This is a genomic window from Enterobacter sp. 03-F-07-AD-ECC (assembly GCF_047530935.1).
Lineage (GTDB): Bacteria > Pseudomonadota > Gammaproteobacteria > Enterobacterales > Enterobacteriaceae > Enterobacter > Enterobacter cloacae.
The window spans coordinates 74,404-100,114 of sequence record NZ_JBLKBZ010000006.1 but is presented as its reverse complement, the minus strand read 5'-3'; the positions used below and the strand labels follow the sequence as shown (position 1 = coordinate 100,114).

At 55.1% G+C, this 25,711-nt stretch carries 20 protein-coding genes and 1 pseudogene; 14 read left to right on the top strand and 7 right to left on the bottom strand.

Features of this window, described 5'->3' with window-relative positions:
• Positions 1–26: 26 nt before the first annotated feature.
• Positions 27–1,202: an MFS transporter AraJ gene (araJ, locus tag ACMWKA_RS11535; protein ID WP_057072360.1), complete on the bottom strand. Its 1,176-nt coding sequence runs from the start codon at positions 1,200–1,202 to the stop codon at positions 27–29.
• 167 nt (positions 1,203–1,369) lie between these two features.
• On the opposite strand from araJ, the gene ppk2 reads away from it, so the two are divergent.
• From ppk2 to ACMWKA_RS11520, 3 genes and pseudogenes are all read left to right on the top strand, one after another.
• Entirely contained in the window at positions 1,370–2,188 is an 819-nt protein-coding gene (ppk2, locus tag ACMWKA_RS11530; RefSeq protein ID WP_013096528.1) for a polyphosphate kinase 2, read from the top strand.
• 102 nt (positions 2,189–2,290) lie between these two features.
• A complete protein-coding gene (locus ACMWKA_RS11525; RefSeq protein ID WP_072036492.1) occupies positions 2,291–2,479 on the top strand; it encodes a type II toxin-antitoxin system CcdA family antitoxin in 189 nt (62 codons plus the stop codon).
• Positions 2,479–2,781: pseudogene (locus tag ACMWKA_RS11520) on the top strand (CcdB family protein); the annotation flags it as partial. The gene ACMWKA_RS11525 and the pseudogene ACMWKA_RS11520, both read left to right, overlap by 1 nt.
• 75 nt (positions 2,782–2,856) lie before the next feature.
• Here the strand turns inward: ACMWKA_RS11520 and fdnI are convergent.
• The 3 genes from fdnI to fdnG are packed head-to-tail and all read right to left on the bottom strand — an operon-like array spanning position 2,857 to position 7,449.
• Positions 2,857–3,513 (bottom strand): formate dehydrogenase-N subunit gamma, encoded by a 657-nt coding sequence (fdnI, locus tag ACMWKA_RS11515; RefSeq protein WP_013096526.1) that lies wholly within the window; start codon positions 3,511–3,513, stop codon positions 2,857–2,859.
• Positions 3,506–4,390, bottom strand: coding sequence for a formate dehydrogenase subunit beta (gene fdxH / locus ACMWKA_RS11510; RefSeq protein ID WP_003857048.1), 885 nt, complete (start codon positions 4,388–4,390; stop codon positions 3,506–3,508). Before fdxH ends, fdnI begins: the two co-directional genes overlap by 8 nt.
• Positions 4,391–4,401: 11 nt before the next feature.
• Positions 4,402–7,449, bottom strand: coding sequence for a formate dehydrogenase-N subunit alpha (fdnG, locus tag ACMWKA_RS11505; RefSeq protein WP_414760238.1), 3,048 nt, complete (start codon positions 7,447–7,449; stop codon positions 4,402–4,404).
• Between the two features lie 221 nt (positions 7,450–7,670).
• Here fdnG and yddG point away from each other — a divergent pair, with 221 nt between their 5' ends.
• From yddG to ACMWKA_RS11490, 3 genes are all read left to right on the top strand, one after another.
• Positions 7,671–8,549: an aromatic amino acid DMT transporter YddG gene (gene yddG / locus ACMWKA_RS11500; protein ID WP_414760237.1), complete on the top strand. Its 879-nt coding sequence runs from the start codon at positions 7,671–7,673 to the stop codon at positions 8,547–8,549.
• 625 nt (positions 8,550–9,174) lie between these two features.
• Positions 9,175–10,248 (top strand): porin OmpC, encoded by a 1,074-nt coding sequence (gene ompC / locus ACMWKA_RS11495; protein ID WP_013096520.1) that lies wholly within the window; start codon positions 9,175–9,177, stop codon positions 10,246–10,248.
• A 141-nt stretch (positions 10,249–10,389) separates the two neighbouring features.
• On the top strand, positions 10,390–10,926 hold the full coding sequence (locus ACMWKA_RS11490; protein ID WP_414760236.1) for a dihydrofolate reductase family protein: 537 nt from the start codon (positions 10,390–10,392) through the stop codon (positions 10,924–10,926).
• Positions 10,927–10,988: 62 nt separating this feature from the next.
• Here ACMWKA_RS11490 and ACMWKA_RS11485 read toward each other — a convergent pair whose 3' ends face one another.
• The gene (locus ACMWKA_RS11485) at positions 10,989–12,476 is read right to left on the bottom strand and encodes an MFS transporter (RefSeq protein WP_320724790.1); all 1,488 of its coding nucleotides are present in this window, start codon (positions 12,474–12,476) and stop codon (positions 10,989–10,991) included.
• A 116-nt stretch (positions 12,477–12,592) separates the two neighbouring features.
• On the opposite strand from ACMWKA_RS11485, the gene ACMWKA_RS11480 reads away from it, so the two are divergent.
• The 6 genes from ACMWKA_RS11480 to narI all read left to right on the top strand — a co-directional run bounded on the left by ACMWKA_RS11480 (position 12,593) and on the right by narI (position 21,482).
• Positions 12,593–13,168: a TetR family transcriptional regulator gene (locus ACMWKA_RS11480; protein ID WP_045294179.1), complete on the top strand. Its 576-nt coding sequence runs from the start codon at positions 12,593–12,595 to the stop codon at positions 13,166–13,168.
• A 207-nt stretch (positions 13,169–13,375) separates the two neighbouring features.
• Positions 13,376–14,761, top strand: a complete 1,386-nt coding sequence (locus tag ACMWKA_RS11475; protein WP_414760235.1) for a NarK family nitrate/nitrite MFS transporter — start codon at positions 13,376–13,378, stop codon at positions 14,759–14,761.
• Between the two features lie 67 nt (positions 14,762–14,828).
• The gene (locus ACMWKA_RS11470) at positions 14,829–18,569 is read left to right on the top strand and encodes a nitrate reductase subunit alpha (RefSeq protein ID WP_414760234.1); all 3,741 of its coding nucleotides are present in this window, start codon (positions 14,829–14,831) and stop codon (positions 18,567–18,569) included.
• A complete protein-coding gene (gene narH / locus ACMWKA_RS11465) occupies positions 18,566–20,110 on the top strand; it encodes a nitrate reductase subunit beta (protein WP_048972815.1) in 1,545 nt (514 codons plus the stop codon). The genes ACMWKA_RS11470 and narH overlap by 4 nt, the downstream gene beginning before the upstream one ends.
• Entirely contained in the window at positions 20,110–20,805 is a 696-nt protein-coding gene (gene narW / locus ACMWKA_RS11460; protein WP_013096513.1) for a nitrate reductase molybdenum cofactor assembly chaperone, read from the top strand. The genes narH and narW overlap by 1 nt, the downstream gene beginning before the upstream one ends.
• Positions 20,802–21,482: a respiratory nitrate reductase subunit gamma gene (gene narI / locus ACMWKA_RS11455; protein WP_014883923.1), complete on the top strand. Its 681-nt coding sequence runs from the start codon at positions 20,802–20,804 to the stop codon at positions 21,480–21,482. Before narW ends, narI begins: the two co-directional genes overlap by 4 nt.
• Before the next feature lie 79 nt (positions 21,483–21,561).
• Here narI and nhoA read toward each other — a convergent pair whose 3' ends face one another.
• Positions 21,562–22,407, bottom strand: coding sequence for an N-hydroxyarylamine O-acetyltransferase (nhoA, locus tag ACMWKA_RS11450; RefSeq protein ID WP_248031739.1), 846 nt, complete (start codon positions 22,405–22,407; stop codon positions 21,562–21,564).
• Positions 22,408–22,515: 108 nt separating this feature from the next.
• On the opposite strand from nhoA, the gene ACMWKA_RS11445 reads away from it, so the two are divergent.
• A complete protein-coding gene (locus tag ACMWKA_RS11445; RefSeq protein ID WP_414760233.1) occupies positions 22,516–23,088 on the top strand; it encodes a flavin reductase family protein in 573 nt (190 codons plus the stop codon).
• A gap of 35 nt (positions 23,089–23,123) precedes the next feature.
• Here the strand turns inward: ACMWKA_RS11445 and fusA are convergent, their stop codons facing one another.
• Positions 23,124–25,223, bottom strand: coding sequence for an elongation factor G (gene fusA, locus ACMWKA_RS11440; protein WP_040022647.1), 2,100 nt, complete (start codon positions 25,221–25,223; stop codon positions 23,124–23,126).
• A gap of 161 nt (positions 25,224–25,384) precedes the next feature.
• On the opposite strand from fusA, the gene ACMWKA_RS11435 reads away from it, so the two are divergent.
• Positions 25,385–25,684, top strand: coding sequence for an ArsR/SmtB family transcription factor (locus ACMWKA_RS11435; RefSeq protein WP_013096507.1), 300 nt, complete (start codon positions 25,385–25,387; stop codon positions 25,682–25,684).
• Positions 25,685–25,711 lie beyond the last annotated feature (27 nt).

Here is a 25,711-nt window from a genome sequence, read left to right as displayed (position 1 = left end):
GGTTTTTTATGACCATATTCCGGCACTCAGGCCAGCGCACGAGCATCAGACTGAGCCCGCCTGGCGCGCAGATAGCCATACACCAGCAGCGCGCTCATCGCCAGGAAGGATAATATCGCCGCCGGTAGCGTGACATAGCTCCAGCTAAAACCGAGCGTAATCATCATCCCGCCAAAATAAGCACCAATCGCACTGCCCAGGTTAAACGCCATCTGTCCGCCTGCGGCACCAAGCATTTCCCCTCCTTTCGCATTTTGCAGCAGCAGAATTTGCAGTGGTGCAGAGAGTGCGAACAGCCCGGCACAGCAGATGAACCCCATCACCAGCGACGCGGTTTTCTGTTCGCCAAAGGCGAAAAGCAATAACAGTGAGGCGACAATCACCATATCGGTGGTGGCAGCAATACGCAGCGGGCTGAAACGGCCCGATAGTTTCCCGCTCAGCAGGTTACCCAGCACCATGCCGAGGCCCATCAACATCATGATGATCGTCATCAACCCCTCGGAGAAGCCAGAGACATTGACCATAAACGGCTTCACAAAACTGAACCACGCAAAAACGCCAGCGTTGCCAAACATGGTGGCGGCGAAGATCAGCCACGGTTCCGGTTTTTTCAGGAAGTGAAACTGCTCGGTGAGTTTTATTTCTGATGCGTCATGAAGGTTTGGTACCCACACCAGCACCGAGAGGATCACCAGCGCGTCAAACAGGGCTATCAGGAAAAAGGTATAACGCCAGTTGAATGTATGCCCCAGCCAGGTTCCAAACGGAACCCCCACCAGATTCGCCACGGTCATCCCGGCGATCATCCCCGCCACGGCCACCGTCACCTTACCCGGTGGCGCTATTTTCGAGAGGATAATCGCCCCCACGCCGAAAATTGCGCCGTGCGGGAACCCCGAGATTAAGCGCCCTGCCGCCAGCCAAAAATAGGATGTGGAAAAGGTAAACATCGCGTTACCCACCGCACACAGGGCAACCAGAAACAGCAGCGTGGTTTTTAACGAGAACTTACTGGAAAACAGCGCCACAATCGGCGCGCCAATCACCACGCCAAAGGCGTAAAACGAAATCATATTTCCGGCGGAGGGAATGGAAATACCGGTATCATGCGCCAGTTCCGTCAGGACACCCATAATACCAAATTCAGCCATGCCCAGGCCAAACGTGCTAAGGGCTAACGAGAAAATTGTCTTTTTCATACCACAACCACGAGTGAAAATTCGCAGCGGGCATTATTGAATAATCTTGTATGGTGAGCCAGTTCAAATCAGCAGACTGACACGTTAATCCATTAATTCAGGTGAATTACACTTCTTAATGCGGCCTCGCTTCTTCCCCGCGACCGGACAACCTGAGGATGACAATCATGGCAAGTAATAAGAAAACCAGCGTCGCTGTTGATGTCGTTAAAAATGCCCCTCTGAAAACAAAAGAGTATGAAAAAGAGCTTCGTCGCCTTCACGTTGAACTGGTCAAACTCCAGCAATGGGTTGTCGCCAAAGGATTGAAAGTCTGCATCGTGTTTGAGGGACGAGACGGGGCCGGTAAAGGCGGCACCATAAAAGCGATAACCGAACGCGTCAGCCCGCGCGTATTCCGGGTTGTCGCGCTGCCTGCGCCTACAGAGAAAGAGAAAACGCAGCTCTATTTCCAGCGTTATGTTCCGCACCTGCCCGCTGCTGGTGAAATCGTTATTTTTGACCGCAGCTGGTACAACCGCGCAGGCGTTGAACGGGTGATGGGGTTCTGCACGCCGGAACAGGTTGAAAAGTTTCTTGATGGCGCACCGGTGATGGAAAAAGCGATGGTCGATGCCGGGATCATTTTGCTGAAATACTGGCTTGAAGTGACGCCAAAGGAGCAGGAACGCAGGCTACGCGATCGCATCAACGATGGCCGCAAGATCTGGAAATTATCGCCTATGGATATTAAATCGTTCAATTTATGGGATGAATACACCGTCGCGCGGGATGCCATGTTTGCCTCCACGGACACTGCCTGGGCACCGTGGTTTGTGGCGCGCTCGGAAGATAAAAAACGCGTGCGGTTGAATATTATCTCCCATCTGCTTTCGCAGATCCCGTATAAAGAACTTCACGTTGAAAAAGTGGATTTGCCGAAGCGCAAAATTGGCAAAGTCAAACCAACAAAATATCCTTTCCGATATATTGCGGAGAAATTCTGATAAGCTGGAATACGGCTCGCATAATGAAGATTACCAGGGGAAACGGTATTGTTTTTTGTTGGCTGCGGTTGATAATGACCGCACCAACAAAGGAGGCTAAAAATGAAACCAAACCGAACAGAAAACTGCAGTGGCAGACCACCCCGGACAGAGAGAATACCGCGTCAGGCCTTGACTCCAGAGGAACGTAAACGCCAGCACCATCAGGATCAGGAGTTCATAAAAGCCATGAATGAATTTACTGCTAAAGCGGGATTATTATCAGATGACCCTTATTTTGGAGGACTTTAATGTGCTTTCAGTTCGATGTTTATCGTAACCCCTCAGACAAAACGCGCGAATACCAGCCTTATTTTATGATAATTCAACATGACTATTATGATGACTTATCAACAAGACTGATTGTTCCTTTAAGCTATCATAATAACCTACATGGGCATTACAACGCCGCCACACCATTAATAAACATTGAATTTGAGAGATATTTTCTCAACACCGCTGGCATAACACACGTGGAGAAAAAGAAATTAAATAATAAAAATTTTGTATGTAATCTTCGCAGCGCAAGAAGTACCGTCATTGCGGCGATAGATGCGTTAGTGACGAACAAATCCCGTAGGCCCGTGCAAGCGAAGCGCCGCCGGGCAAAGCCGACGGCGCAGGACGTTTTACTTCATCCCTTCCGTACTCTCCTGTTTCGCTTCCTGTCGCTCCACTTCCCGGTACCAGCGTGGGTGGTGTTTCTGCGCCCAGCGGCGGCTCACCTTCCCTTCAATCATGCCTTTAATCGACCCTTTAACCCAGAACGCCATATACATATGGATCAAAATGGCATGGATCAGAATGATGGCTGAGGTTGCGTGGATCAGCAGCGCGTAGCGGATGACCTGCATCGGGAAGTACTGCGCAAAATAAGGACGCCAGATGATCACACCAGTCACCAGCAGGACGAAAATCATGCTCATGATGCTCCAGAACATCATCTTCTGTCCGGCATTGTATTTACCGACCTTCGCGACTTTATGTTCGTTCCCCTTCAGGACCTCAATAATGCCCTTCAGCCAGGGAATATCCTGCTTGTCCGGGATATTGTGGTGGACGAAACGCACAAACATAAACATCAGCACCACAAAAATCAGTACGCCAAAAAACGGGTGCAGAATACGCCCCATCTGCGGCGTGCCGAACGTTTCCGTCAGCCATTGCAGCGTCGGGAAGAAGAACGAAATTCCGGATACGGCCACCAGGAAGAAGCAGATCACCACCGTCCAGTGACAGGCGCGATCGACAAACTTTGTGCGCACTATCATTTTCGACTTACTCATGATGCTCCTCCTCGTCGTCATCCACCTCTTTATTCGGCCCGATACCGATGTAGTGATAAATCAGCCCGGCAAAGGTGGCGATAAAGCCCGCCGCCGAGAGCGGTTTTAGCGCCCCTTTCCACAGGTTGATGGAGGTATCGATCGCCGGATCTTTCGGCAGATTGTGGTACAGCTCCGGCTGATCATTGTGATGCAGAACATACATCACATGCGTACCGCCCACCCCCTGCGGGTTGTAAATGCCCGCCTTGTCGTAGCCGCGCGCTTTCAGTTTGTCCACGCGCTGCTGCGCCACCTCCAGCATCTCTTTCTTGGTGCCGAAGTGAATGGCCCCGGTTGGACAGGTCTTGACGCAGGCAGGCTCCTGCCCGACGCTGACGCGGTCTACGCACAGGGTGCATTTGTATACCCGGTTATCCTCTTTATTGAGGCGCGGGATGTTAAACGGACAACCCGCAATGCAATATCCGCAGCCGATACAGTTATCCTGCTGGAAGTCGACGATTCCGTTCGCATACTGGATGATGGCGCCTGCAGACGGGCAGGCCTTGAGGCAGCCCGGATCTTCACAGTGCATACAGCCGTCTTTTCGAATCAGCCACTCCAGCTTGCCGTTCTGGTCAGTTTCGCTAAAACGCATCACCGTCCAGGATTTGGCGCTCAGATCGGCCGGGTTGTCGTAAACGCCAACGCAGTGCCCTACCTCATCGCGGATATCATTCCACTCTGAACAAGCCACCTGGCAGGCTTTGCAGCCCACGCAGGAAGAGACATCGATAAGCTTGGCGACTTCGGCCTTATAATCCCGCGCGCGCGGCGCGGGCGTTATCGGGTTGGTCGCGGAGCGTTTGATAATGTCTTGTGTTTCCATCGCCATTTACTCGCTCCTTACGCTTTCTCGATGTTGACCAGAAACGCCTTGTACTCCGGCGTTTGCGAGTTGGAATCGCCAACGTTTGGCGTCAGGGTATTGGCGAGATAGCCTTTCTGCGCCACACCTTCAAAGCCCCAGTGCAGCGGGATACCCACGGTTTCCACCTGCTGACCATTCACGTTTAACGTCTGCAGACGACGAGTGACCACCGCAACCGCACGGATAAAGCCACGTTTGCTGCTCACCGTCACGCGATCGCCATTGGCAATCCCTTTCGCTTTCGCCAGCGTTTCGCTTATCTCCACAAACTGTTCCGGCTGTGCGATGGCGTTAAGCCGCGCGTGCTTGGTCCAGGTGTGGAAATGCTCCGTCAGGCGATAGGTGGTTCCCACATACGGGAATTTGTCCTTTTTGCCTAAACGCAGCACGTCGTCAGCGTAGATACGCACGACCGGACTGGAGATAACATTTGGGTGTAGCGGGTTCGTGCCGAGCGGCGTTTCCATCGGCTCGTAGTGTTCCGGGAATGGCCCCTCAGCCAGCTTGTCGAGGGCAAACAGGCGTCCCAGCCCCTCCGGCTGCATAATAAACGGCCCGGTCTCACTGCCCGGTGGCGCGGTGTTGAAGTCAGGAATATCATTCCCCGCCCATTTCGCGCCGTTCCACGCGATCAGCATCCGTTTCGGATCCCACGGTTTACCGTTGATATCCGCCGACGCACGGTTGTACAGCACCCGACGGTTTAGCGGCCATGCCCAGGCCCAGCCCAGCGTATTGCCCAACCCGGACGGGTCAGCGTTATCGCGATTGGCCATCTGGTTGCCCTGCTCGGTCCAACTGCCGGTGTAGATCCAGCAGGACGACGCGGTGGAACCATCATCGCGCAGGACCGCAAAGCTGTTCAGCAGCTGGCCTTTCTTCGCCACCAGATTGCCGTTGGCGTCATAGAGATCGGCCAGCGCCACGCCGTTGTTCTCTTTGGCCACCTCTTCGGATTCAGGGTGATCCGGTTGCTTATAGTTCCAGCTCATCTTCAGCAACGGTTCAGCGCCTTTGCCACCTTCGGTGCGGTACATCTCACGCAGGCGATGGTAAATCCCGGCCAGAATTTCACCGTCATTACGCGCTTCACCCGGCGCATCCTGCCCCTTCCAGTGCCATTGTAACCAGCGACCGGAGTTGGCGATCGACCCGTCTTCCTCGGCAAAACAGGTAGACGGCAAGCGGAAGACCTCGGTCTGAATTGATGCGGGATCCACATCGTTCATCTCGCCGTGGTTCTGCCAGAAGTTAGACGTTTCCGTCACCAGCGGATCGATAACGACCATGTACTTCAGCTTGCTCAGGCTGCGAACCACTTTGTTTTTGTCCGGGAAGGACGCTACCGGGTTAAAGCCCTGGCAGATATAGCCCGTGACGTTGCCCTTATCCATCATGTTGAAATACTTGATGACGTCGTAGGCCTGGTCCCATTTCGGCAGCCACTCAAAGCCCCAGTCGTTCTCTTTCTGCGCCGCATCGCCATAAAACGATTTCATCAGGCTGACGTAGAACTTCGGATAGTTGCTCCAGTAGTTCACTTGCTCCGCACGCGTCGCTTTTGGCGTATTGGCCGTGAGATAGGTTTGCAGATCGGCCTGTTTTTCCGACGGCAGCGTCAGGTAACCCGGCAGGCTGGTCGAGAGTAAACCCAGATCGGTTAAGCCCTGGATGTTGGAGTGACCGCGCAAGGCATTTACCCCGCCTCCCGCCATGCCCATATTGCCGAGCAGCAGCTGAATCATCGCCATGGTACGGATGTTCTGCGCACCAACGGTGTGCTGCGTCCAGCCCAGCGCGTACAGGAACGTGGTGGTTCTGTCGGCGGCACTGGTAGAGGCCAGCACCTCACACACTTTCAGGAAGCCGGCTTTTGGCGTACCGCAGATGTTTTCTACTACATCCGGCGTATAGCGGGAAACGTGCTGTTTCAGCAAGTTCCACACACAGCGTGGATGGCTCAGGGTTTCATCGCGTCTGGCATAGCCGTTTTCATCGAACTGGTAGTTCCAGGACGATTTATCGTACTGACGTTTGTCCGCGTCATAGCCGCTGAACAGCCCCTCATCGAAGGCAAAATCATCCCGCACCAGCAGGCTGGCGTTGGTGTAGTGTTTTACGTACTCCGCGTTGATTTTATTGTTTTCAATCAGATACAGCAGCACGCCCGACAGGAACGTAATGTCCGTACCGGAGCGGATCGGTGCATAGATATCGGCCACCGATGCCGTACGCGTAAAGCGCGGATCGACGACGATAAGCGTCGCATCGTTATTGTTTTTCGCTTCCATCGCCCAGCGGAACCCCACCGGATGGGCCTCAGCGGCGTTGCCACCCATCACCATCACGACGTTGGCGTTTTTGATATCAACCCAGTGGTTGGTCATCGCACCGCGACCAAATGTTGGAGCAAGACTTGCTACCGTTGGTCCGTGTCAGACGCGCGCCTGGTTATCAACCGCCAGCATCCCGAGGGAACGAACAAATTTTTGCGTTAGCATGCCGGTTTCATTGCTGGCCGCGGAGGCGCACAGCATGCCGGTAGAGAGCCAACGGTTCACCGTCACGCCCTGCGCGTTCTTCTCAATGAAGTTGGCGTCGCGGTCAGCTTTCATCAGTCTGGCAATCCGGGAGAAGGCTTCATCCCAGGAAATACGCTGCCATTTGTCGGAACCCGGCGCGCGGTATTCCGGATAGCGCAGACGGTTATCGCTGTGAACGTAGTCCAGCAGTCCCGCCCCTTTCGGGCAGAGTGCCCCACGGCTCACCGGATGGTCCGGATCCCCTTCAATATGATAAATGGCCTCTCTGGCGTTCTTCGCGCCATCACCCAGGCTATACATTAAAAGCCCACAACCCACGGAGCAGTATGTGCAGGTGTTACGGATCTCTTTGGCACGCAGCAGTTTATAGTTGCGCGCCTGAGCCAGCGCCATTTTGGGAGCGAATCCCAGCATCGCGGCTGTTGTTCCGGCCATACCGCCCGCGCAGATTTTAAAAAATTGTCTGCGGCTGACGTCCATTGTTGTCCTCATTTACGGATAAGACTTCGCGCCGCAAACTAACAGCAAAGCCCCTGTTTTTTTTGCGTCAAATCAAGGTCGCCGGTGTTCGCCCCCTTAATAGTCAACCATCTCGCATTTAAATACCTCTTTTTGATTAACGGCTTAAGAGAATAATTCGCGACCGGGGCGCGATCGGTGCTATAAGTTTTGCCTTTGGTTTTGAGAGTAATGGCAAGGGTATGGACAGAAAAAGAGCAACGCTGATTGGGCTGGCAGCAATCTTGTTATGGAGCACCATGGTGGGGCTCATTCGCAGCGTGAGTGAAGGGCTTGGGCCTGTGGGGGGCGCCGCCATGATCTATACCGTCAGCGGCTTACTCTGTCTGGTGACGGTAGGATTTCCTCAAATCCGGCGCTTCACTCCCGGCTATCTTATTGCCGGCAGCCTCCTGTTTGTGAGCTACGAAATTTGTCTGGCGCTGTCGTTAGGGTATGCGGCTACGCGTTCACAGGCGATTGAAGTCGGCATGGTGAATTATCTCTGGCCAAGTCTGACCATTGTGTTTGCCATTTTGTTTAACGGACAGAAATCGTCCCTGTGGGTGATCCCCGGATTAGCCCTCTCTTTACTCGGTGTGTGCTGGGTATTGGGCGGCGAACAGGGGTTGCAGGTGAATGAGATTATCCGCAATGTTGTCTCCAGCCCCCTCAGCTATGCCCTTGCATTTGCCGGCGCGTTTATCTGGGCGGCGTACTGCACGGTAACCAGCAAATATGCCAAAGGACAAAACGGGATCACGCTCTTTGTGTTGCTTACCGCGCTGAGTTTGTGGGTGAAATATGCCCTAAGCGATCAACCGGAAATGGTGTTCAGCGTTCCGGTGGTGGTGAAATTACTCATGTGCGGCGCCGCACTGGGGCTGGGCTATGCGTCGTGGAATATTGGGATCCTTCACGGTAACGTCACGGTGCTGGCAGCCGTGTCCTATTTTACCCCGGTCTTATCCGCTGCGCTGGCGGCGCTGTTGTTGAGCGCCCCACTTTCCTTCTCCTTCTGGCAAGGCGCTATCATGGTCTGTGTGGGTTCTTTGCTGTGCTGGTACGCCACACGAAAATAATCTTTTCCTGATGCCGGGTTAATTACAACCCGGCCACATAATTAACATAAATTTAAAATGTGATCGCCCATTCACTCTTTAGCAAAATAATAGAAAGCGGTTTAGTTTCTGTTTATATTAACTCTCGTTCGTAAAGATATGGCGCGCAAATTGACATAAACTGACACCGGAACGTAATAACTGCATAGCAAACAGTCACGTCAGAAAAAGCATAAAATAAAATAATTCACTGCAAAACATTCACTTCACACATCGAAATCAACGTGCGATTAATCTTATAAGCCACTGATTTTAATGCATGTAAATTTCATCAACGATTGCAAAAGAACGGAAAAAACGATAATTAACACCATGAAATAAAAATGGTAATAATTATATTCCCCGCAACGAAAATGGCGGTAAAACGCGCACAAAATGCATAATTTTCAGGCAATTTATTCGTTAAAGCTGAAATTTACCCGATCACGATCACACTAATTGAAATTATCTTTAATATTTTGAAACTTATTATTGAAAGCAGGCTACAAGATTTTTAAAAATAGCTTGCCATTGACGAACAGCCTCGTTTGGAAATCGTTCGAAGTGGTTCAGGAAATACCCAAGAAAATTATAAGGAATATTTAAGATGAAACTTAAATTAGTTGCAGTGGCGGTCACTTCCATGTTGGCAGCAGGCGTTGTAAACGCGGCTGAAGTTTTTAACAAAGACGGTAACAAGCTGGATCTGTACGGTAAAGTCACAGGTCTGCACTATTTTTCTGATGATACTGACAACGACGGCGACAAAACCTACGTGCGTCTGGGCTTCAAAGGCGAAACTCAGATCAATGACCAGATGACCGGTTATGGCCAATGGGAATATGAGTTCAAGGGCAACCGCTCTGAATCCCAGGGTGCTGACGGTAACAAAACGCGTCTGGCGTTCGCAGGTCTGAAATTCAACGAATTCGGTTCCTTCGACTACGGCCGTAACTACGGCGTGGCGTACGACATCGGCGCATGGACTGACGTTCTGCCAGAATTCGGTGGCGATACCTGGACCCAGACTGATGGCTTTATGACTGGCCGTACAACTGGCGTAGCGACTTACCGTAACACCGACTTCTTCGGTCTGGTTGACGGTCTGAACGTTGCCGCTCAGTACCAGGGTAAAAACGACCGTAACGACATCACCGAATCTAACGGTGACGGCTGGGGTCTCTCTTCTACCTATGAATTCGACGGCTTCGCAGCGGGTGCAACCTACGCGAAATCTGACCGTACTGACCGTCAGGTTCGTGCAGCAAGCGACCTGAACGCAGGTGGCGAGAACGCAGAAGTATGGGCAGCCGGTCTGAAGTACGATGCGAACAACATCTACCTGGCAACCACCTACTCTGAAACCCGTAACATGACAGCTTTCGGTGACGGTCACGTTGCAAACAAAGCACAGAACTTCGAAGTTGTGGCTCAGTACCAGTTCGACTTCGGTCTGCGTCCGTCCATCGCTTACCTGAAATCCAAAGGTAAAGACATCGGTTCTTACGGCGACCAGGATCTGGTGGAATACGTTGACGTTGGCGCGAGCTACTACTTCAACAAAAACATGTCCACCTATGTTGATTACAAAATCAACCTGCTGGACGACAATGCGTTCACTAAAGACGCTAAGATCGCTACCGACAATATCGTTGCTGTAGGTCTGACCTACCAGTTCTAAGATTTGTCACACCAGAAAGCCAGCCCCTGCGGCTGGCTTTTTTTTGCCCCTCTGCCCGCTCCCCTAATCGTCATCCCCTGGTTCCGGTATACTGCTCTGTCGTCACTGTCCTAACGTCACAGCCTGAACAGGGAGCCCTCGATGATTACCACCCACGTTTTTATCGCCGTCAGTCTTGATGGCTACATTGCCCGCCAGGACGGCGATATCGGCTGGCTACTCCAGCGCGATGATCCAACGGAAGATCATGGTTATGATGCGTTCATTGCCGACAAAGACTGGATTGTGATGGGCCGGGGAAGCTATGAGAAAGTGCTGACCTTTGACCAATGGCCCTATAACCGACCCGTGCTGGTGCTCTCCAGTCAGCTGGCTGACACCGAGGTGCCCGAGGCGCTGAAAGGTAAAGTGCAGTTCTCCCGCTGTACCCCAAAGGAAGCGCTTGCTGAGCTGGCGGCGCAGAACGCACACCGCGTCTATATTGATGGCGGACAGGTGATCCAGTCGTTTCTGCGCGAAGGACTGGTGGCCGATATGGTTATCACCACTGTTCCTGTCCTGATCGGCTCAGGCAAGCCGCTGTTCGGCTCGCTGTCCCGGGATATCGATTTGACGCTTTTATCCACCCGCAGATTTCCGTCGGGTCTGGTGCAGTCGCACTATCGGCTGACGCGATAACGACACCGCGCCGCTGAAGAAGAAGTGAAAAGCCCGAAGGTGCAGCGCCTTCGGGCTTGCATTTACTGTTGCGGCGCGTTCGCCAGGCTAAACCAAATCCCAATCGCCAGCAGCAATAACATCCCACCGGCGCTGCCTAACGCCACGCTGTGCGACGTGATAAACGCCGTTTTTGCCGCCTCAATGACGGTTTCACCGAGCGCCGGACCGAGATCCTGCGCGACCTTCATCGCTTCGCCAATGGATGACGAGGCTTTATCAGCCAGCGTTGAAGGTAAGCCCTGCGGTAGTTCAATCGACGCCGAGAAGCTGCGGGTCAGCAACAGACCAAATATCGCGATCCCCAGGCCCGCGCCCAGTTCGTAGGACATGGTTTCAATCGCCCCGGCAGCGGCGGCTTTCTCTTTCGGCGCCGCCGCCATGATTGCCGAGGTGGAGGCCAGCAGCGCACTCGCCGCACTGAAGCCAAGCAGCACCATCAGGCACCACGCCTGCCACTGCTGCGTGCTGAAGTCGAGCATCGACAGGCCAATAAAGCTGACGGCGCTCAGCCCCATTCCGCCTGCCGCTACCATGCGCAGCCCCAGACGACCAACCAGTATCCCGGCAATCGGGCCGCTGAAGCCGCTGGCGACCATGAGCGGCAGCATGAACATGCCCGCTTCAAACGGGGTAAAGCCATGCACAAACTGCAGCTCCTGGGCCATCAACAATTCATACCCCACCAGGGCGATCATGGCGGTCATCGCCATCACCACCCCACTTAAAATGATGCGATGGCAAAACAGGCGCATGTCGATCATCGGCACGCGGGCGCGAAGCTGAATACGCACGAAGATAAACAGCAATACCGCGCCGGTGAGCAGTGTACAGGCCACCAGCCATGGAGAAAGCCCGCCTTTCAGCGCGGTTTTGGCGCTATAGACCAGCAGCAAAATTGCCACAATCAGCATGACGGCATGGCTAATATTTAGCGGCTGCTCTGGGCGCCCTTGCTGACGCGGAACATAGACCGCGGCCAGCGAGACCACCACCAGCACAATCGGCACGTTGATCAAAAAGACCGATCCCCAGTAAAAATGCTCCAGCAGCATACCGCCAATCAGCGGGCCAAACGCCGCCCCGCCGGACCCGACCGCGGCCCAGACGCCAAGCGCGATGTTGCGATCCCGCGCGTTAATAAACAAGGTGCGTATACCCGCAAGGGTTGCCGGTATGATCATTGCCGCGCCAATTGCCAGCGAGGCGCGCGCGGCAATCAGCCAGCCCGCAGAGGGGGCAAAGGCCGCCGCCAGCGATGACAGACCAAACAGCGTGCTGCCAAGCATCAGCAGCCGTTTAAAACCGATGCGGTCGCCGAGCGCGCCCATTGGCAACACCATACCCGCCATCACCAGCGAGTAGATATCGATGATCCACAATAATTCGTTACCGCTGGCGCCCAGCGTCATGCTCAATGTCGGCGCCGCCACGTGCAGCACCGTCGCGTCAATCGCCACCGGGATATACACCAGCACGATAATCACTAACGCTAACCACTGACGAAACATAAATTTCCTTTTTATATAAAAATGGACACATGTCCAGGATGCGATCCTACGGAATGTTGAACACTTGTCCAGCTCTTTGTTACACTCGTTTCATTGCTATTTAAGAGTGAGAGAAAATGGGTTATCTGACCAGGGATGAAAGACGGGAAGAGATCTTACAGGCCGCTATGCGCGTGGCGCTGGCCGAGGGATTTTCCGCCATGACGGTGCGCCGCATCGCGTCCGAAGCCGGTGTCGCAACCGGGCAAGTGCATCACCATTTCACCTCCGGCGGTGAGTTAAAATCGCTGGCCTTTATCCGGCTGATCCGCGAACTGCTGGATGCGGATGTGCTCGGGGAACACGCCAGCTGGCGGGCACGTTTACATGCCATGCTCGGCAGCGATGACGGCAGGTTTGAACCCTACATTCGCCTCTGGCGAGAAGCGCAAATCCTCGCAACCCGCGACGCAGAGATCAAGGGCGCGTATGTGCTGACAATGGAGATGTGGCATCAGGAAACGGTTGCCCTTATTGAAGCTGGCAGGAATGCAGGCGTATTCCGTTCCGGTGACCCGGCAGCAAGTATTGCCTGGCGTTTAATTGGCCTGGTATGTGGCCTTGACGGCATATATCTATTAAACATGCCTGAAATGGATGACGCTGCGTTTAATAATCATCTTGATAAATTAATTTCTCTGGAGTTGTTTTAATACTCCCTTCTGAGTAATTAAATCCCACCGTTACAATTAGTAACACATTAGGCGAACCCCTATTTCATTTCCAAACTCTGGGGTTCGCTTTTTTATCTATCCTTTCAGATGTATCTCAATACTTCCAATAACCACAATACCAGACCTTCACATATCTAACTGTTTTTACTTATTTTTTATCTCCATTTGGGTAAGCAAGAGGGCGATATGTCACAACAAAGTGAGAAAAATCATCACCATCTTTTAAGTAACTGGAAACCGGAAAATCCGCAATTCTGGGAGAATAAAGGCAAACATATCGCGCGAAGAAACCTATGGATTTCTGTGGCTTGCCTGCTATTGGCCTTTTGCGTCTGGATGTTATTTAGTGCCATTGCGGTTAACCTCAATAAAGTCGGATTTAATTTCACTACCGATCAGCTTTTTATGCTAACGGCATTACCTTCTCTCTCCGGCGCAATATTGCGTGTCCCCTACTCTTTTATGGTGCCGATATTTGGCGGACGTAACTGGACAGTATTGAGCACCGTGATCCTGATTATCCCCTGCGTCTGGCTGGGGATTGCCATTCAAAACACCGCGACGCCTTACTGGGTCTTTATCGTCATTGCCCTGCTCTGCGGATTTGCGGGCGCTAACTTTGCCTCCAGCATGGGAAATATCAGCTTTTTCTTCCCGAAATCCAGACAGGGTAGCGCGCTGGGAATCAACGGCGGGCTGGGAAACCTGGGCGTCAGCGTGATGCAGTTGATTGCGCCACTGGTCATTTTTCTGCCGATGTTCACCTTTCTGGGGGTAAACGGTGTGCCTCTGGAGGACGGGTCCACCATGTGGCTGGCGAATGCCGCCTGGATCTGGGCTCCGCTTCTGCTGCTGGCAACCATTGCGGCGTTTATTGGCATGAACGATATCGCCAGCTCAAAAGCCTCTATCGCCAGCCAGCTTCCTGTGCTTAAGCGGTTTCATCTCTGGCTGCTGAGCCTGCTCTATCTGGCGACCTTCGGCTCGTTTATCGGTTTCTCGGCAGGCTTTGCCATGCTGTCGAAAACCCAGTTTCCGGACGTTAACATTCTTCACCTTGCCTTCTTTGGCCCACTGATTGGTGCGCTGGCGCGTTCAGCGGGCGGGATGATCTCCGACAGGCTGGGCGGCGTGCGCGTCACACTCATCAACTTTGTCTTTATGGCCATCTTTAGCGCCCTGATCTTCCTGACCCTGCCCGGCTCGGGCTCCGGCAGCTTTGTCGCGTTTTATCTGGTCTTTATGGGGCTGTTCCTCACCGCCGGGCTGGGCAGCGGCTCAACCTTCCAGATGATTGCGATTATCTTTCGCCAAATCTCCATCGACCGGGTGAGAAAGCAAGGTGGCACCGATGAACAGGCGCAGCATGAAGCCGTGACGGACACCGCTGCCGCGCTGGGCTTTATTTCCGCCATTGGCGCAGTAGGCGGATTTTTTATCCCTAAAGCCTTCGGCACCTCGCTGGCGATGACCGGATCGCCGGTCGGCGCCATGAAAGTCTTCCTCGTGTTTTACATCGTCTGCGTGCTCGTCACCTGGCTGGTGTACGGCCGTAAATCCTCACAAAAATAATAACTACATCTTCGCCGGAGCGTGATGCAGCACCCTCCGGCCATGCTATCGAAGCAGGAGAAATGTCATGAGCAAACTGCTGGACCGCTTTCGTTACTTCAAAACAAAAGGCGACAGTTTCGCCGATGGGCACGGGCAGGTGTATCACACCAACCGGGACTGGGAAGACAGCTACCGCCAGCGCTGGCAGTTCGACAAGATTGTGCGCTCTACCCACGGCGTAAACTGTACCGGCTCCTGCAGCTGGAAGATTTATGTCAAAAACGGACTGGTGACCTGGGAGACCCAGCAGACCGATTACCCCCGCACTCGCCCGGACCTGCCTAACCATGAGCCACGCGGTTGCCCACGCGGCGCAAGCTACTCCTGGTACCTCTACAGCGCCAACCGCCTCAAATATCCGCTGGTGCGCCGCAGGCTGATTGAACTCTGGCGCAAGGCGCTGACGCAGCACAGCGACCCGGTACTCGCCTGGGATGCCATTCAAAACGATCCGCAAAAAGCGCAGAGCTACCGACAGGCACGCGGTAAAGGCGGGTTTATCCGCTCGAACTGGAAAGAGCTGAACCAGCTGATTGCCGCCGCCAACGTCTGGACCATCAAAAATTATGGCCCGGACCGCGTGGCCGGTTTCTCGCCTATTCCGGCGATGTCGATGGTCTCTTACGCTGCCGGTACCCGCTATCTCTCTCTGCTCGGCGGTACCTGCCTGAGTTTCTATGACTGGTATTGCGACCTGCCTCCCGCCTCTCCCATGACCTGGGGCGAGCAGACCGACGTGCCGGAGTCCGCCGACTGGTACAACTCCAGCTATATCATCGCCTGGGGCTCTAACGTTCCCCAGACGCGCACCCCCGACGCCCATTTCTTTACCGAGGTTCGTTATAAAGGGACCAAAACCGTTGCCATCACGCCTGACTTCTCAGAAGTTGCCAAACTGAGCGACCAGTGGCTCGCCCCGAAACAGGGGACCGACAGCGCGCTGGCGATGGCCATGGGACATGTGATCCTCAAAGAGTTCCACCTCGATAACCCAAGCGACTACTTCCTCAACTACTGCCGCCGCTACACCGACATGCCGATGCTGGTTCTGCTGGATGAGCAGGCCGATGGTCGTCTGGTGCCGGGACGCATGCTGCGGGCGTCCGACCTTGTGGACGGGCTGGGCGAAGCCAACAATCCGGAGTGGAAAACCGTCGCCTTTGATATTGCCGGTAATCTGGTGGTTCCTAACGGTTCCATTGGCTTCCGCTGGGGCGAAAAAGGCAAATGGAACCTGGAATCGCTGGCTGCGGGTCAGGAAACGGAGTTGACCCTTTCCCTGCTGATCACCCACGACAGCGTGGCGGATGTCGCCTTCCCCTACTTTGGCGGTAATGAGAACCCGCATTTTCGCAGCGTGAAACAGGAGCCAGTGCTGACCCGCCGTGTGCCGAGTAAAACCCTGACGCTTGCCGATGGCAGCCAGAAACATGTGGTCAGCGTGTACGATCTGGTGCTTGCCAACTACGGTCTCGATCGTGGTCTGGAAGACAGTAACGCGGCTGAAAATTATGGTGAGATCAAAGCGTATACACCGGCCTGGGGCGAACAGATCACCGGTGTTCCCGCGTATCTGATTGAAAAAATTGCCCGTGAGTTTGCCGACACGGCGCACAAAACGCATGGACGCTCGATGATCATTCTCGGTGCCGGGGTAAACCACTGGTACCACATGGACATGAACTACCGGGGCATGATCAACATGCTGGTCTTCTGCGGCTGCGTGGGCCAAAGCGGCGGTGGCTGGTCGCACTACGTGGGCCAGGAGAAGCTGCGTCCGCAAACCGGCTGGCTGCCGCTGGCCTTCGCGCTGGACTGGAACCGCCCGCCGCGCCAGATGAACAGCACCTCGTTCTTTTACAACCACGCCAGCCAGTGGCGCTATGAGAAGCTGACGGCGCAGGAGCTGCTTTCTCCGCTGGCGGATGCATCCCGATTCACCGGTCACCTGATCGACTTCAACGTCCGCGCCGAGCGTATGGGCTGGCTGCCGTCGGCGCCGCAGCTCAACCTCAACCCGCTGCACATCAAAGCCCGCGCTGAGGCAGCAGGCCTGTCTCCGCAGGAGTACACCGCTCAGGCGTTAAAATCGGGCGATATCCGCTTCGCCTGCGAGCAGCCCGATAGCGGTAAAAACCACCCGCGCAATCTGTTTGTCTGGCGCTCGAACCTGCTTGGCTCCTCCGGCAAAGGCCACGAGTACATGCTCAAGTATTTGCTCGGCACCGAAAGCGGGATACAAGGGGAAGATTTAGGCTCGACCGATGACGTGAAGCCTGAAGAGGTCGACTGGCAGACTAACGCCATTGAGGGCAAACTCGACCTGCTGGTAACGCTCGATTTCCGTATGTCCAGCACCTGCCTGTTCTCTGACATCGTCCTGCCAACCGCCACCTGGTATGAAAAGGACGACATGAACACCTCCGACATGCATCCGTTTATTCATCCGCTGTCTGCCGCCGTCGACCCGGCGTGGGAATCGCGCAGCGACTGGGAGATTTACAAAGGCATCGCCAAAGTTTTCTCTGACGTGTGCGTCGGCCATCTCGGTACGGAAACGGACGTCGTGTTGCAGCCTCTGCAGCACGATTCCCCGGCGGAACTGTCCCAGCCGTTTGATATTCAGGACTGGCGCAAAGGCGAATGCGATTTGATCCCCGGCAAAACCGCGCCGAACATTGCGGTCGTCGAGCGTAACTACCCGGAAACGTGGGAGCGCTTTACCTCCCTCGGCCCCTTGCTGGACAAGCTCGGCAACGGCGGGAAAGGGATCTCGTGGAACACGCAAAACGAAGTCGAGTTCCTCGGCAAGCTGAACTACGTCAAGCTCGACGGTCCGGCGAAAGGCCGTCCGCGTATTGAGACGGCCATTGATGCCGCCGAAGTGATCCTCGCGCTGGCACCGGAAACCAACGGTCAGGTGGCAGTGAAGGCGTGGGAGGCGCTGGGCGAACTGACCGGACGCGACCACACCCACCTGGCGCTGAATAAAGAAGATGAAAAAATCCGCTTCCGCGATATTCAGGCGCAGCCGCGTAAAATCATCTCCAGCCCGACCTGGTCCGGTCTGGAAAGCGAGCATGTCTCCTACAACGCGGGTTATACCAACGTTCACGAGCTGATCCCGTGGCGCACCCTCTCCGGCCGTCAGCAGCTGTATCAGGATCACCCGTGGATGCGTGCCTTCGGCGAAAGTCTGGTGGCTTACCGTCCGCCGATTGATACCCGCAGCGTCAGCCATATGCGCGAGATCCCGCCGAACGGCTTCCCGGAAAAAGCGCTCAACTTCCTGACGCCGCACCAGAAATGGGGCATCCACTCTACCTACAGTGAAAACCTGCTGATGCAGACTCTGTCGCGCGGCGGGCCGATTGTCTGGATCAGTGAAACCGACGCGCGTGAGCTGGGCATTGAGGACAACGACTGGATTGAAGCCTTCAACGCCAACGGCGCCCTCACCGCCCGCGCGGTGGTGAGCCAGCGCGTGCCACCGGGTATGACCATGATGTACCACGCCCAGGAGCGCATTCTTAACATTCCGGGTTCCGAGGTGACCGGACGGCGCGGCGGTATTCATAACTCGGTGACCCGCGCCTGCCCGAAACCGACGCACATGATTGGTGGTTACGCGCAGTTGGCTTACGGCTTCAACTATTACGGCACCGTTGGCTCCAACCGCGACGAGTTCATCATGATCCGCAAAATGAAAAACATTAACTGGCTGGATGGCGAAGGTCGGGATCAGGTACAGGAGACGAAAAAATGAAAATACGTTCACAGGTTGGCATGGTACTGAATCTCGATAAATGCATTGGCTGCCACACCTGCTCGGTCACCTGTAAAAACGTCTGGACCGGGCGTGAAGGGATGGAGTATGCATGGTTTAACAACGTCGAGACCAAACCGGGGATCGGCTACCCGAAAAACTGGGAAGATCAGGAAGAGTGGCAAGGCGGCTGGATCCGCGGTATTCACGGTAAGCTGACGCCGCGTCTCGGCGGCAAAATGGGGGTGCTGTCGAAAATATTTTCTAACCCTGTCATGCCGCAGATTGACGATTACTATGAGCCCTTTACCTTTGACTATCAGGACCTGCACCGCGCGCCGGAGGGGGATCACCTCCCTACCGCTCGCCCGCGCTCGCTGATTGACGGCAAGCGGATGGATAAAATCGTCTGGGGACCCAACTGGGAGGAGCTGCTGGGCGGCGAATTCGAAAAACGCGCCCGCGACCGTAACTTCCAGAAGATCCAGAAAGAGATGTACGGCCAGTTTGAAAACACCTTCATGATGTACCTGCCGCGCCTGTGCGAGCACTGCCTGAACCCAAGCTGCGTCGCCACCTGCCCGAGCGGCGCCATTTACAAGCGCGAAGAGGACGGCATTGTGCTGATTGATCAGGACAAATGCCGCGGCTGGCGTCTGTGCATCAGCGGTTGTCCGTACAAAAAGATCTACTTCAACTGGAAGAGCGGCAAGTCAGAAAAATGCATCTTCTGCTACCCGCGCATTGAATCCGGCCAGCCGACCGTCTGCTCGGAAACCTGCGTCGGGCGCATCCGCTATCTCGGCGTGCTGCTGTATGACGCGGACCGTATTGAGGAGGCCGCCAGCACCGAGCATGAAACCGATCTCTACGAACGCCAGTGCGACGTGTTCCTCAACCCGAACGACCCGGCGGTGATTGAAGAAGCGCTGAAACAGGGTATTCCGCAGAACGTGATTGATGCGGCCCAGCGCTCCCCGGTCTACAAAATGGCGATGGACTGGAAGCTGGCCCTGCCGCTGCACCCCGAATACCGCACCCTGCCGATGGTCTGGTATGTGCCGCCGCTGTCACCGATCCAGTCCTACGCTGACGCAGGCGGTCTGCCGCAGAGCGACGGCGTACTGCCTGCCGTGGAGAGCTTGCGCATTCCGGTGCAGTATCTGGCGAACATGCTCAGCGCGGGGGATACCGGCCCGGTGCTGCGCGCCCTTAAACGCATGATGGCGATGCGACACTACAAGCGCTCCCAGACGGTAGAAGGCGTCACGGACACCCGTGCGATTGAGGAGGTAGGCCTTACCGTGGAACAGGTTGAAGAGATGTACCGCTATCTGGCCATCGCCAACTATGAGGATCGTTTCGTGATCCCCACCAGCCACCGTGAAATGGCGCGCGATGCCTTCCCGGAACGTAACGGCTGCGGCTTCACTTTTGGCGACGGCTGCCACGGCTCTGACACCAAATTTAACCTCTTCAACAGCAGCCGGATTGATGCCATCAACATCACCGAGGTGCGCGAACATGGGGAGGGAGAGTAATGCAGATCCTCAAAATCATCGCGCTGCTGATTGAGTATCCCGATGAGACCCTGTGGGAAAATCGCGAGGAAGCGCTTTCGCTCATTGAGCAGGACGCACCCATGCTGCTGTCATTTGCCCGTCAGCACCTGAGCGCCCCGCTGCTGGATAAACAGGCCGAGTGGTGCGAGGTATTTGAGCGTGGCCGCGCGACCTCGCTGCTGCTGTTCGAGCATGTTCACGCTGAATCCCGCGATCGCGGTCAGGCAATGGTCGACCTGATGGGCCAGTATGAGAAAGCCGGGCTACAGCTCGACTGCCGCGAACTGCCGGACTATCTGCCGCTCTATCTGGAGTACCTCAGTATCGTTACGGACGACGAGGCGCGCGAAGGATTGCAGAACGTCGCGCCTATCCTGGCGCTGATTGGCGGGCGTCTGAAGCAGCGCGGCGTGGCCCATTATCAGCTGTTCGATGCCCTGCTGGTGTTGGCCGGAACGCGGCTTTCCAGCGACAGCGTGGCGAAACAGGTGGCCACGGAGAAACGCGATGACACCCGCCAGGCGCTGGACGCCGTCTGGGAAGAGGAACAGGTCAAGTTTATCGAAGACAACGCCACATCGTGCGACAGCTCGCCGATGCAGCACTATCAACGACGCTTTAGCCAGGACGTCGCGCCGCAGTACGTAGACGTCAGCGCCGGAGGCCCAAAATGACACATTACCTGAACGTCTTTTTCTATGACATTTACCCCTACATCTGCGCCACCGTGTTTTTCCTTGGCAGCTGGTTGCGCTACGACTACGGGCAATACACCTGGCGCGCCTCATCGAGCCAGATGCTCAGCAAACGCGGTATGAACTGGGCCTCTAACCTGTTTCATATTGGGATCCTGGGGATTTTCTTCGGACACCTGTTCGGCATGCTAACCCCGCACTGGATGTATGCCTGGTTTTTACCCGTCGCGGTTAAGCAGCAGTTAGCCATGATTGCAGGGGGGATTTGCGGCGTGCTGACGCTGATTGGCGGTTCCATGCTGCTGATTCGCCGCCTGTTCAACCAGCGGGTGCGTGCCACCTCCACCACGCCGGATATCATCATCATGAGTATCCTGCTGATACAGTGCATTCTGGGGCTATCGACCATTCCTTTCTCCGCCCAGTATCCTGACGGAAGTGAGATGATGAAGCTGGTCGGCTGGGCGCAGGGAATTGTGACGTTTAAGGGCGGCTCATCGGAAATGTTGAGTGGCGTTGCCCCCATCTTCCGCGTTCATCTGGTGCTGGGGATGACTATTTTCCTTATCTTCCCGTTCACCCGCTTGGTGCACGTGTGGAGCGCACCGTTTGAGTATTTTACCCGTCGGTATCAGGTGGTGAGATCGCGCCGTTGATTTTGTCGGGTGGCGGCTTCGCCTTACCCGACCTACGTTTGTGCACCTGTAGGCCGGGTAAGGCGCAGCCGCCACCGGGCTATTTCCCGGCCTGAGGATGTGTATCAAACCCTGCCATCACCGCCGTCAGCTCCGCCAGGGAAAAACCGTGCTTCGGATCGTCAACACCCAGCCCGAAGCGTTCCTGCATCAGTTGATACAGCGCCGCAGCATCGGGGAGATGGATTTGCTCCTCCACATGGCCCTTTTGCCAGTGGGTAAAGTTGAAGTTGGTCAGCGTCAGTTTGCCGCCGTCAGGCAGATGGCGACACATCAGCAGATGATGGCGGAAATGGGACTGCGGCCAATGCGCCGACCAGAAATTCCCCATGACGTAATCACTGAAATATTGTGTCGTCAGGTCAAAGTGGTACATCGACTGCCAGTGCTCATGGTGACGGAATTGCAGTACCCAGTCGTTCCCCTCGCTCAGCAGACGATACAGACCGTGCGGCGTCTCCTGCTCTTCGTTGGCAAGCAGACGAATCGGTGCCGTCAGCGTCTGGCCGCCAAATCCAACGTCGGCAATCCAGCGCTCGCCGTTAAGTTCGACGAGCAACAGGCGATGCGTGCGCGGCGGCATTTGCGGTGGATTCGCTAATACCACACGTCCCAGCACGCTGCGCACCGTAAACCCAACTTCTCGCAACACGCGCTCAAACAAGCCATTTTGTTCAAAGCAATACCCCCCGCGACGCGCCTTAACAAGTTTGTCGACAAGGCTTTGATCGTCGAGCTGTATTTCGCGCGGTAGTACGACATCGATATTCTCAAACGGGATCGCACAGTTGTGATGTAAATGCAGCGCGCACAAGGTGTCGATATCAACAGTAGCCGGTTGTTTCCAGCCGATGCGGGCGAAATAGGCAGTCAGAAATGGGGACATGCATCAGTTTCCTTTAACAGTGATGTTCTGTTTATAAACTAATTTTACGTGTCCACTTTGATTTCCGTGCTTTTTCGCCATACTCATCGTTATTAATGAGGAGACCCTATGAACCACTTTCGTCCTGTTGAATTACGTCATGCCAGCCGTCTTTTAAACCATGGTCCCACCGTGCTTATCACCAGTCGGGATGAAACCCTGGACAGGCGTAACGTTATGGCTGCTGCGTGGTCGATGCCGGTTGAGTTTGAACCACCGCGTATCGCCATTGTGGTGGATAAAAGCACCTGGTCGCGTGAACTGATTGAACGCAGTGGGCAATTTGGCATCGTCATTCCCGGCGTGTCCGCCGCCAACTGGACCTACGCGGTCGGTAGCGTTAGCGGGCGCGACGAAGACAAATTCAACTGCTACGGCATCCCGGTGGTGAACGGTCCGGCACTCGGCCTGCCCGTCATTGAAGAGAAATGTCTGGCATGGATGGAGTGCCGGTTATTACCCGTTACATCCGCTGCAGAAAAGTACGATACGCTGTTCGGGGAAGTGGTTTCAGCCGCCGCCGATGAACGCGCGTTTGTCGCCGGACGCTGGAAGTTTGACGGGGATAAGCTGAATACCCTGCACCATCTGGGAGCCGGGACGTTTGTGGCGAGTGGGAAAATGGTGAAGGCGCTCGATTGATAAACCCTCCCCCCATCGGGGAGAGGGTGAACGTATTACTTCGCACGCCGGGCAATAATCTCATCCGCCACATTGCGCGGTGCTTCCGCAAAATGGTGGAACTCCATCGTGTAGGTCGCGCGGCCTTGCGACATCGAGCGCAGCGTGGTGGCGTATCCAAACATCTCTGCCAGCGGCACGTCAGCGCGGATAATCTGGCTGCCGTACTGCTCTTCCATGCCCTGCACCATGCCACGACGGGATGAGAGATCGCCCATAATATTACCGGCGTACTCTTCCGGCGTTTCCACCTCGACATGCATCACCGGCTCAAGGATCACCGGATCCGCTCTGCGAGCGCCCTCTTTAAACCCGAGGATCGCCGCCATGCGGAACGCCATTTCCGAGGAGTCGACGTCGTGATACGACCCAAAGGTCAGGGTCGCTTTTACATCGACAACCGGATACCCCGCCAGCACGCCGCTGTTCATGGCTTCGCGCAGCCCTTTTTCCACAGAGGGAATATACTCACGCGGCACCACGCCACCCTTCGTGGCATCTTCAAACTTGAAGCCACTACCAGGCTCTAACGGCTCAAGGCTCAGGACCACATGCCCGTACTGCCCTTTACCGCCGGACTGCCGGACAAATTTGCCTTCGATATCTTTCACCGCTTTGCGCAGCGTCTCGCGGTAGGTCACCTGCGGACGGCCGATGTTCGCCTCGACGCCAAACTCACGCTTCATGCGATCGACAATAATCTCAAGATGTAGCTCACCCATACCGGAGATAATCGTCTGGCCGGACTCTTCATCGGTATGCAGACGGAACGACGGATCTTCCGCCGCCAGGCGTTGCAGGGCAATGCCCATCTTCTCTTGATCGCCCTTGGTTTTTGGCTCGATGGCAAGGGAGATCACCGGGTCCGGGAACTCCATTCGCTCAAGCGTGATGACCGCATTCGGATCGGTGAGCGTGTCCCCGGTGGTCACATCCTTCAGACCCACACAGGCCGCAATATCACCGGCGCGCAGCTCGTCCACCTCGTGACGATCGTTGGCATGCATCAGCACGATGCGTCCGATACGCTCTTTCTTGCCCTTCACCGGGTTATACACCGCGTCGCCTTTTCTCAACACGCCAGAGTAAACGCGAATAAAGGTCAACTGCCCGACGTACGGATCGCTCATCAGTTTGAACGCCAGCGCAGAAAACGGCTCTTCATCACTTGGATGACGCTCCGCATGCTGCCCTTTTTCGTCCACACCGTCGATGGCCGGTACATCCAGAGGGGATGGCATCAGCTCAATCACCGCATCGAGCATGCGCTGTACCCCTTTGTTTTTAAAGGCGCTGCCGCACAGCATCGGCTGGATTTCACCGGAGATGGTCCGAATACGCAGCCCTTTGATGATCTCAGCCTCATCAAGGTCGCCCGTCTCCAGGTATTTATCCATCAGCGCGTCGCTGGCTTCTGCTGCCGCAGAGACCATTTTTTCCCGCCACTCCTGCGCGGTGCTCAGCAATTCGTCCGGTACCGGCGCATAGTTAAATACCATGCCCTGTGTGGCATCATCCCACACAATGGTACGCATCTTGATGAGATCCACCACGCCGGTGAAATGCTCTTCCGCGCCCACAGGGATCACAATAGGCACCGGATTCGCCTTCAGGCGTTCCTGCATCATCCGTACGACGCGGAAGAAATCGGCACCCGGACGGTCCATTTTGTTGACGAACGCCAGGCGCGGCACATGATATTTATTCGCCTGACGCCAGACGGTCTCTGACTGTGGCTGCACGCCACCCACGGAGTCGTACACCATGACGGCACCGTCCAGCACGCGCATGGAACGTTCCACCTCAATGGTGAAATCCACGTGCCCCGGGGTGTCGATGATATTGATCCGGTGCGGTTCAAACCCTCTGTCCATACCCGGCCAGAAGCAGCTGACGGCCGCGGATGTAATGGTGATCCCGCGTTCTTGCTCCTGTGCCATCCAGTCGGTTGTTGCCGCGCCATCGTGTACTTCACCCAGCTTGTGGCTCATCCCGGTGTAAAACAGGATGCGTTCGGTGGTTGTCGTTTTACCGGCATCGATATGCGCGGAAATACCGATGTTGCGATAACGTTCGAGAGGGATGGGTCGGGGCATAATATTTCCTTAAGTCTGTAAGACTGAGTTGTGACGACCGGGATGGTCGCCTGTGTGTTCGTTTGCTATAATAGTCCTATTGTACGAGTATTATCGAACTATTTTTTCACGGTTGACCTATTGTTGATATAGCTCAATCTGAACGTTGACGCAGGAAAACGATGATCCCAAACCACCCCGAACCTGAACAAATACTGTTGGAAAATGTGCTGTTTGCTCTCGGCAACCCGCTCCGGCTATCGATTATCCGCAGGCTGGCCGATGGCAGTGAACTGAGCTGCAACGCGCTGCGCCCGGACGATGTGGTGAAATCCACCATGACCCACCACTGGCGTGTACTGCGCGACAGCGGTGTAATCTGGCAGCGCCCGCAGGGGCGAGAGAATATGATTTCACTGCGAAGAGACGATCTGGATGCCCGTTTTCCTGGGCTGATGGCGATATTGCTGCGGGCTGAATAGCCCTGCGGTTACGTTAATATTCGTGGC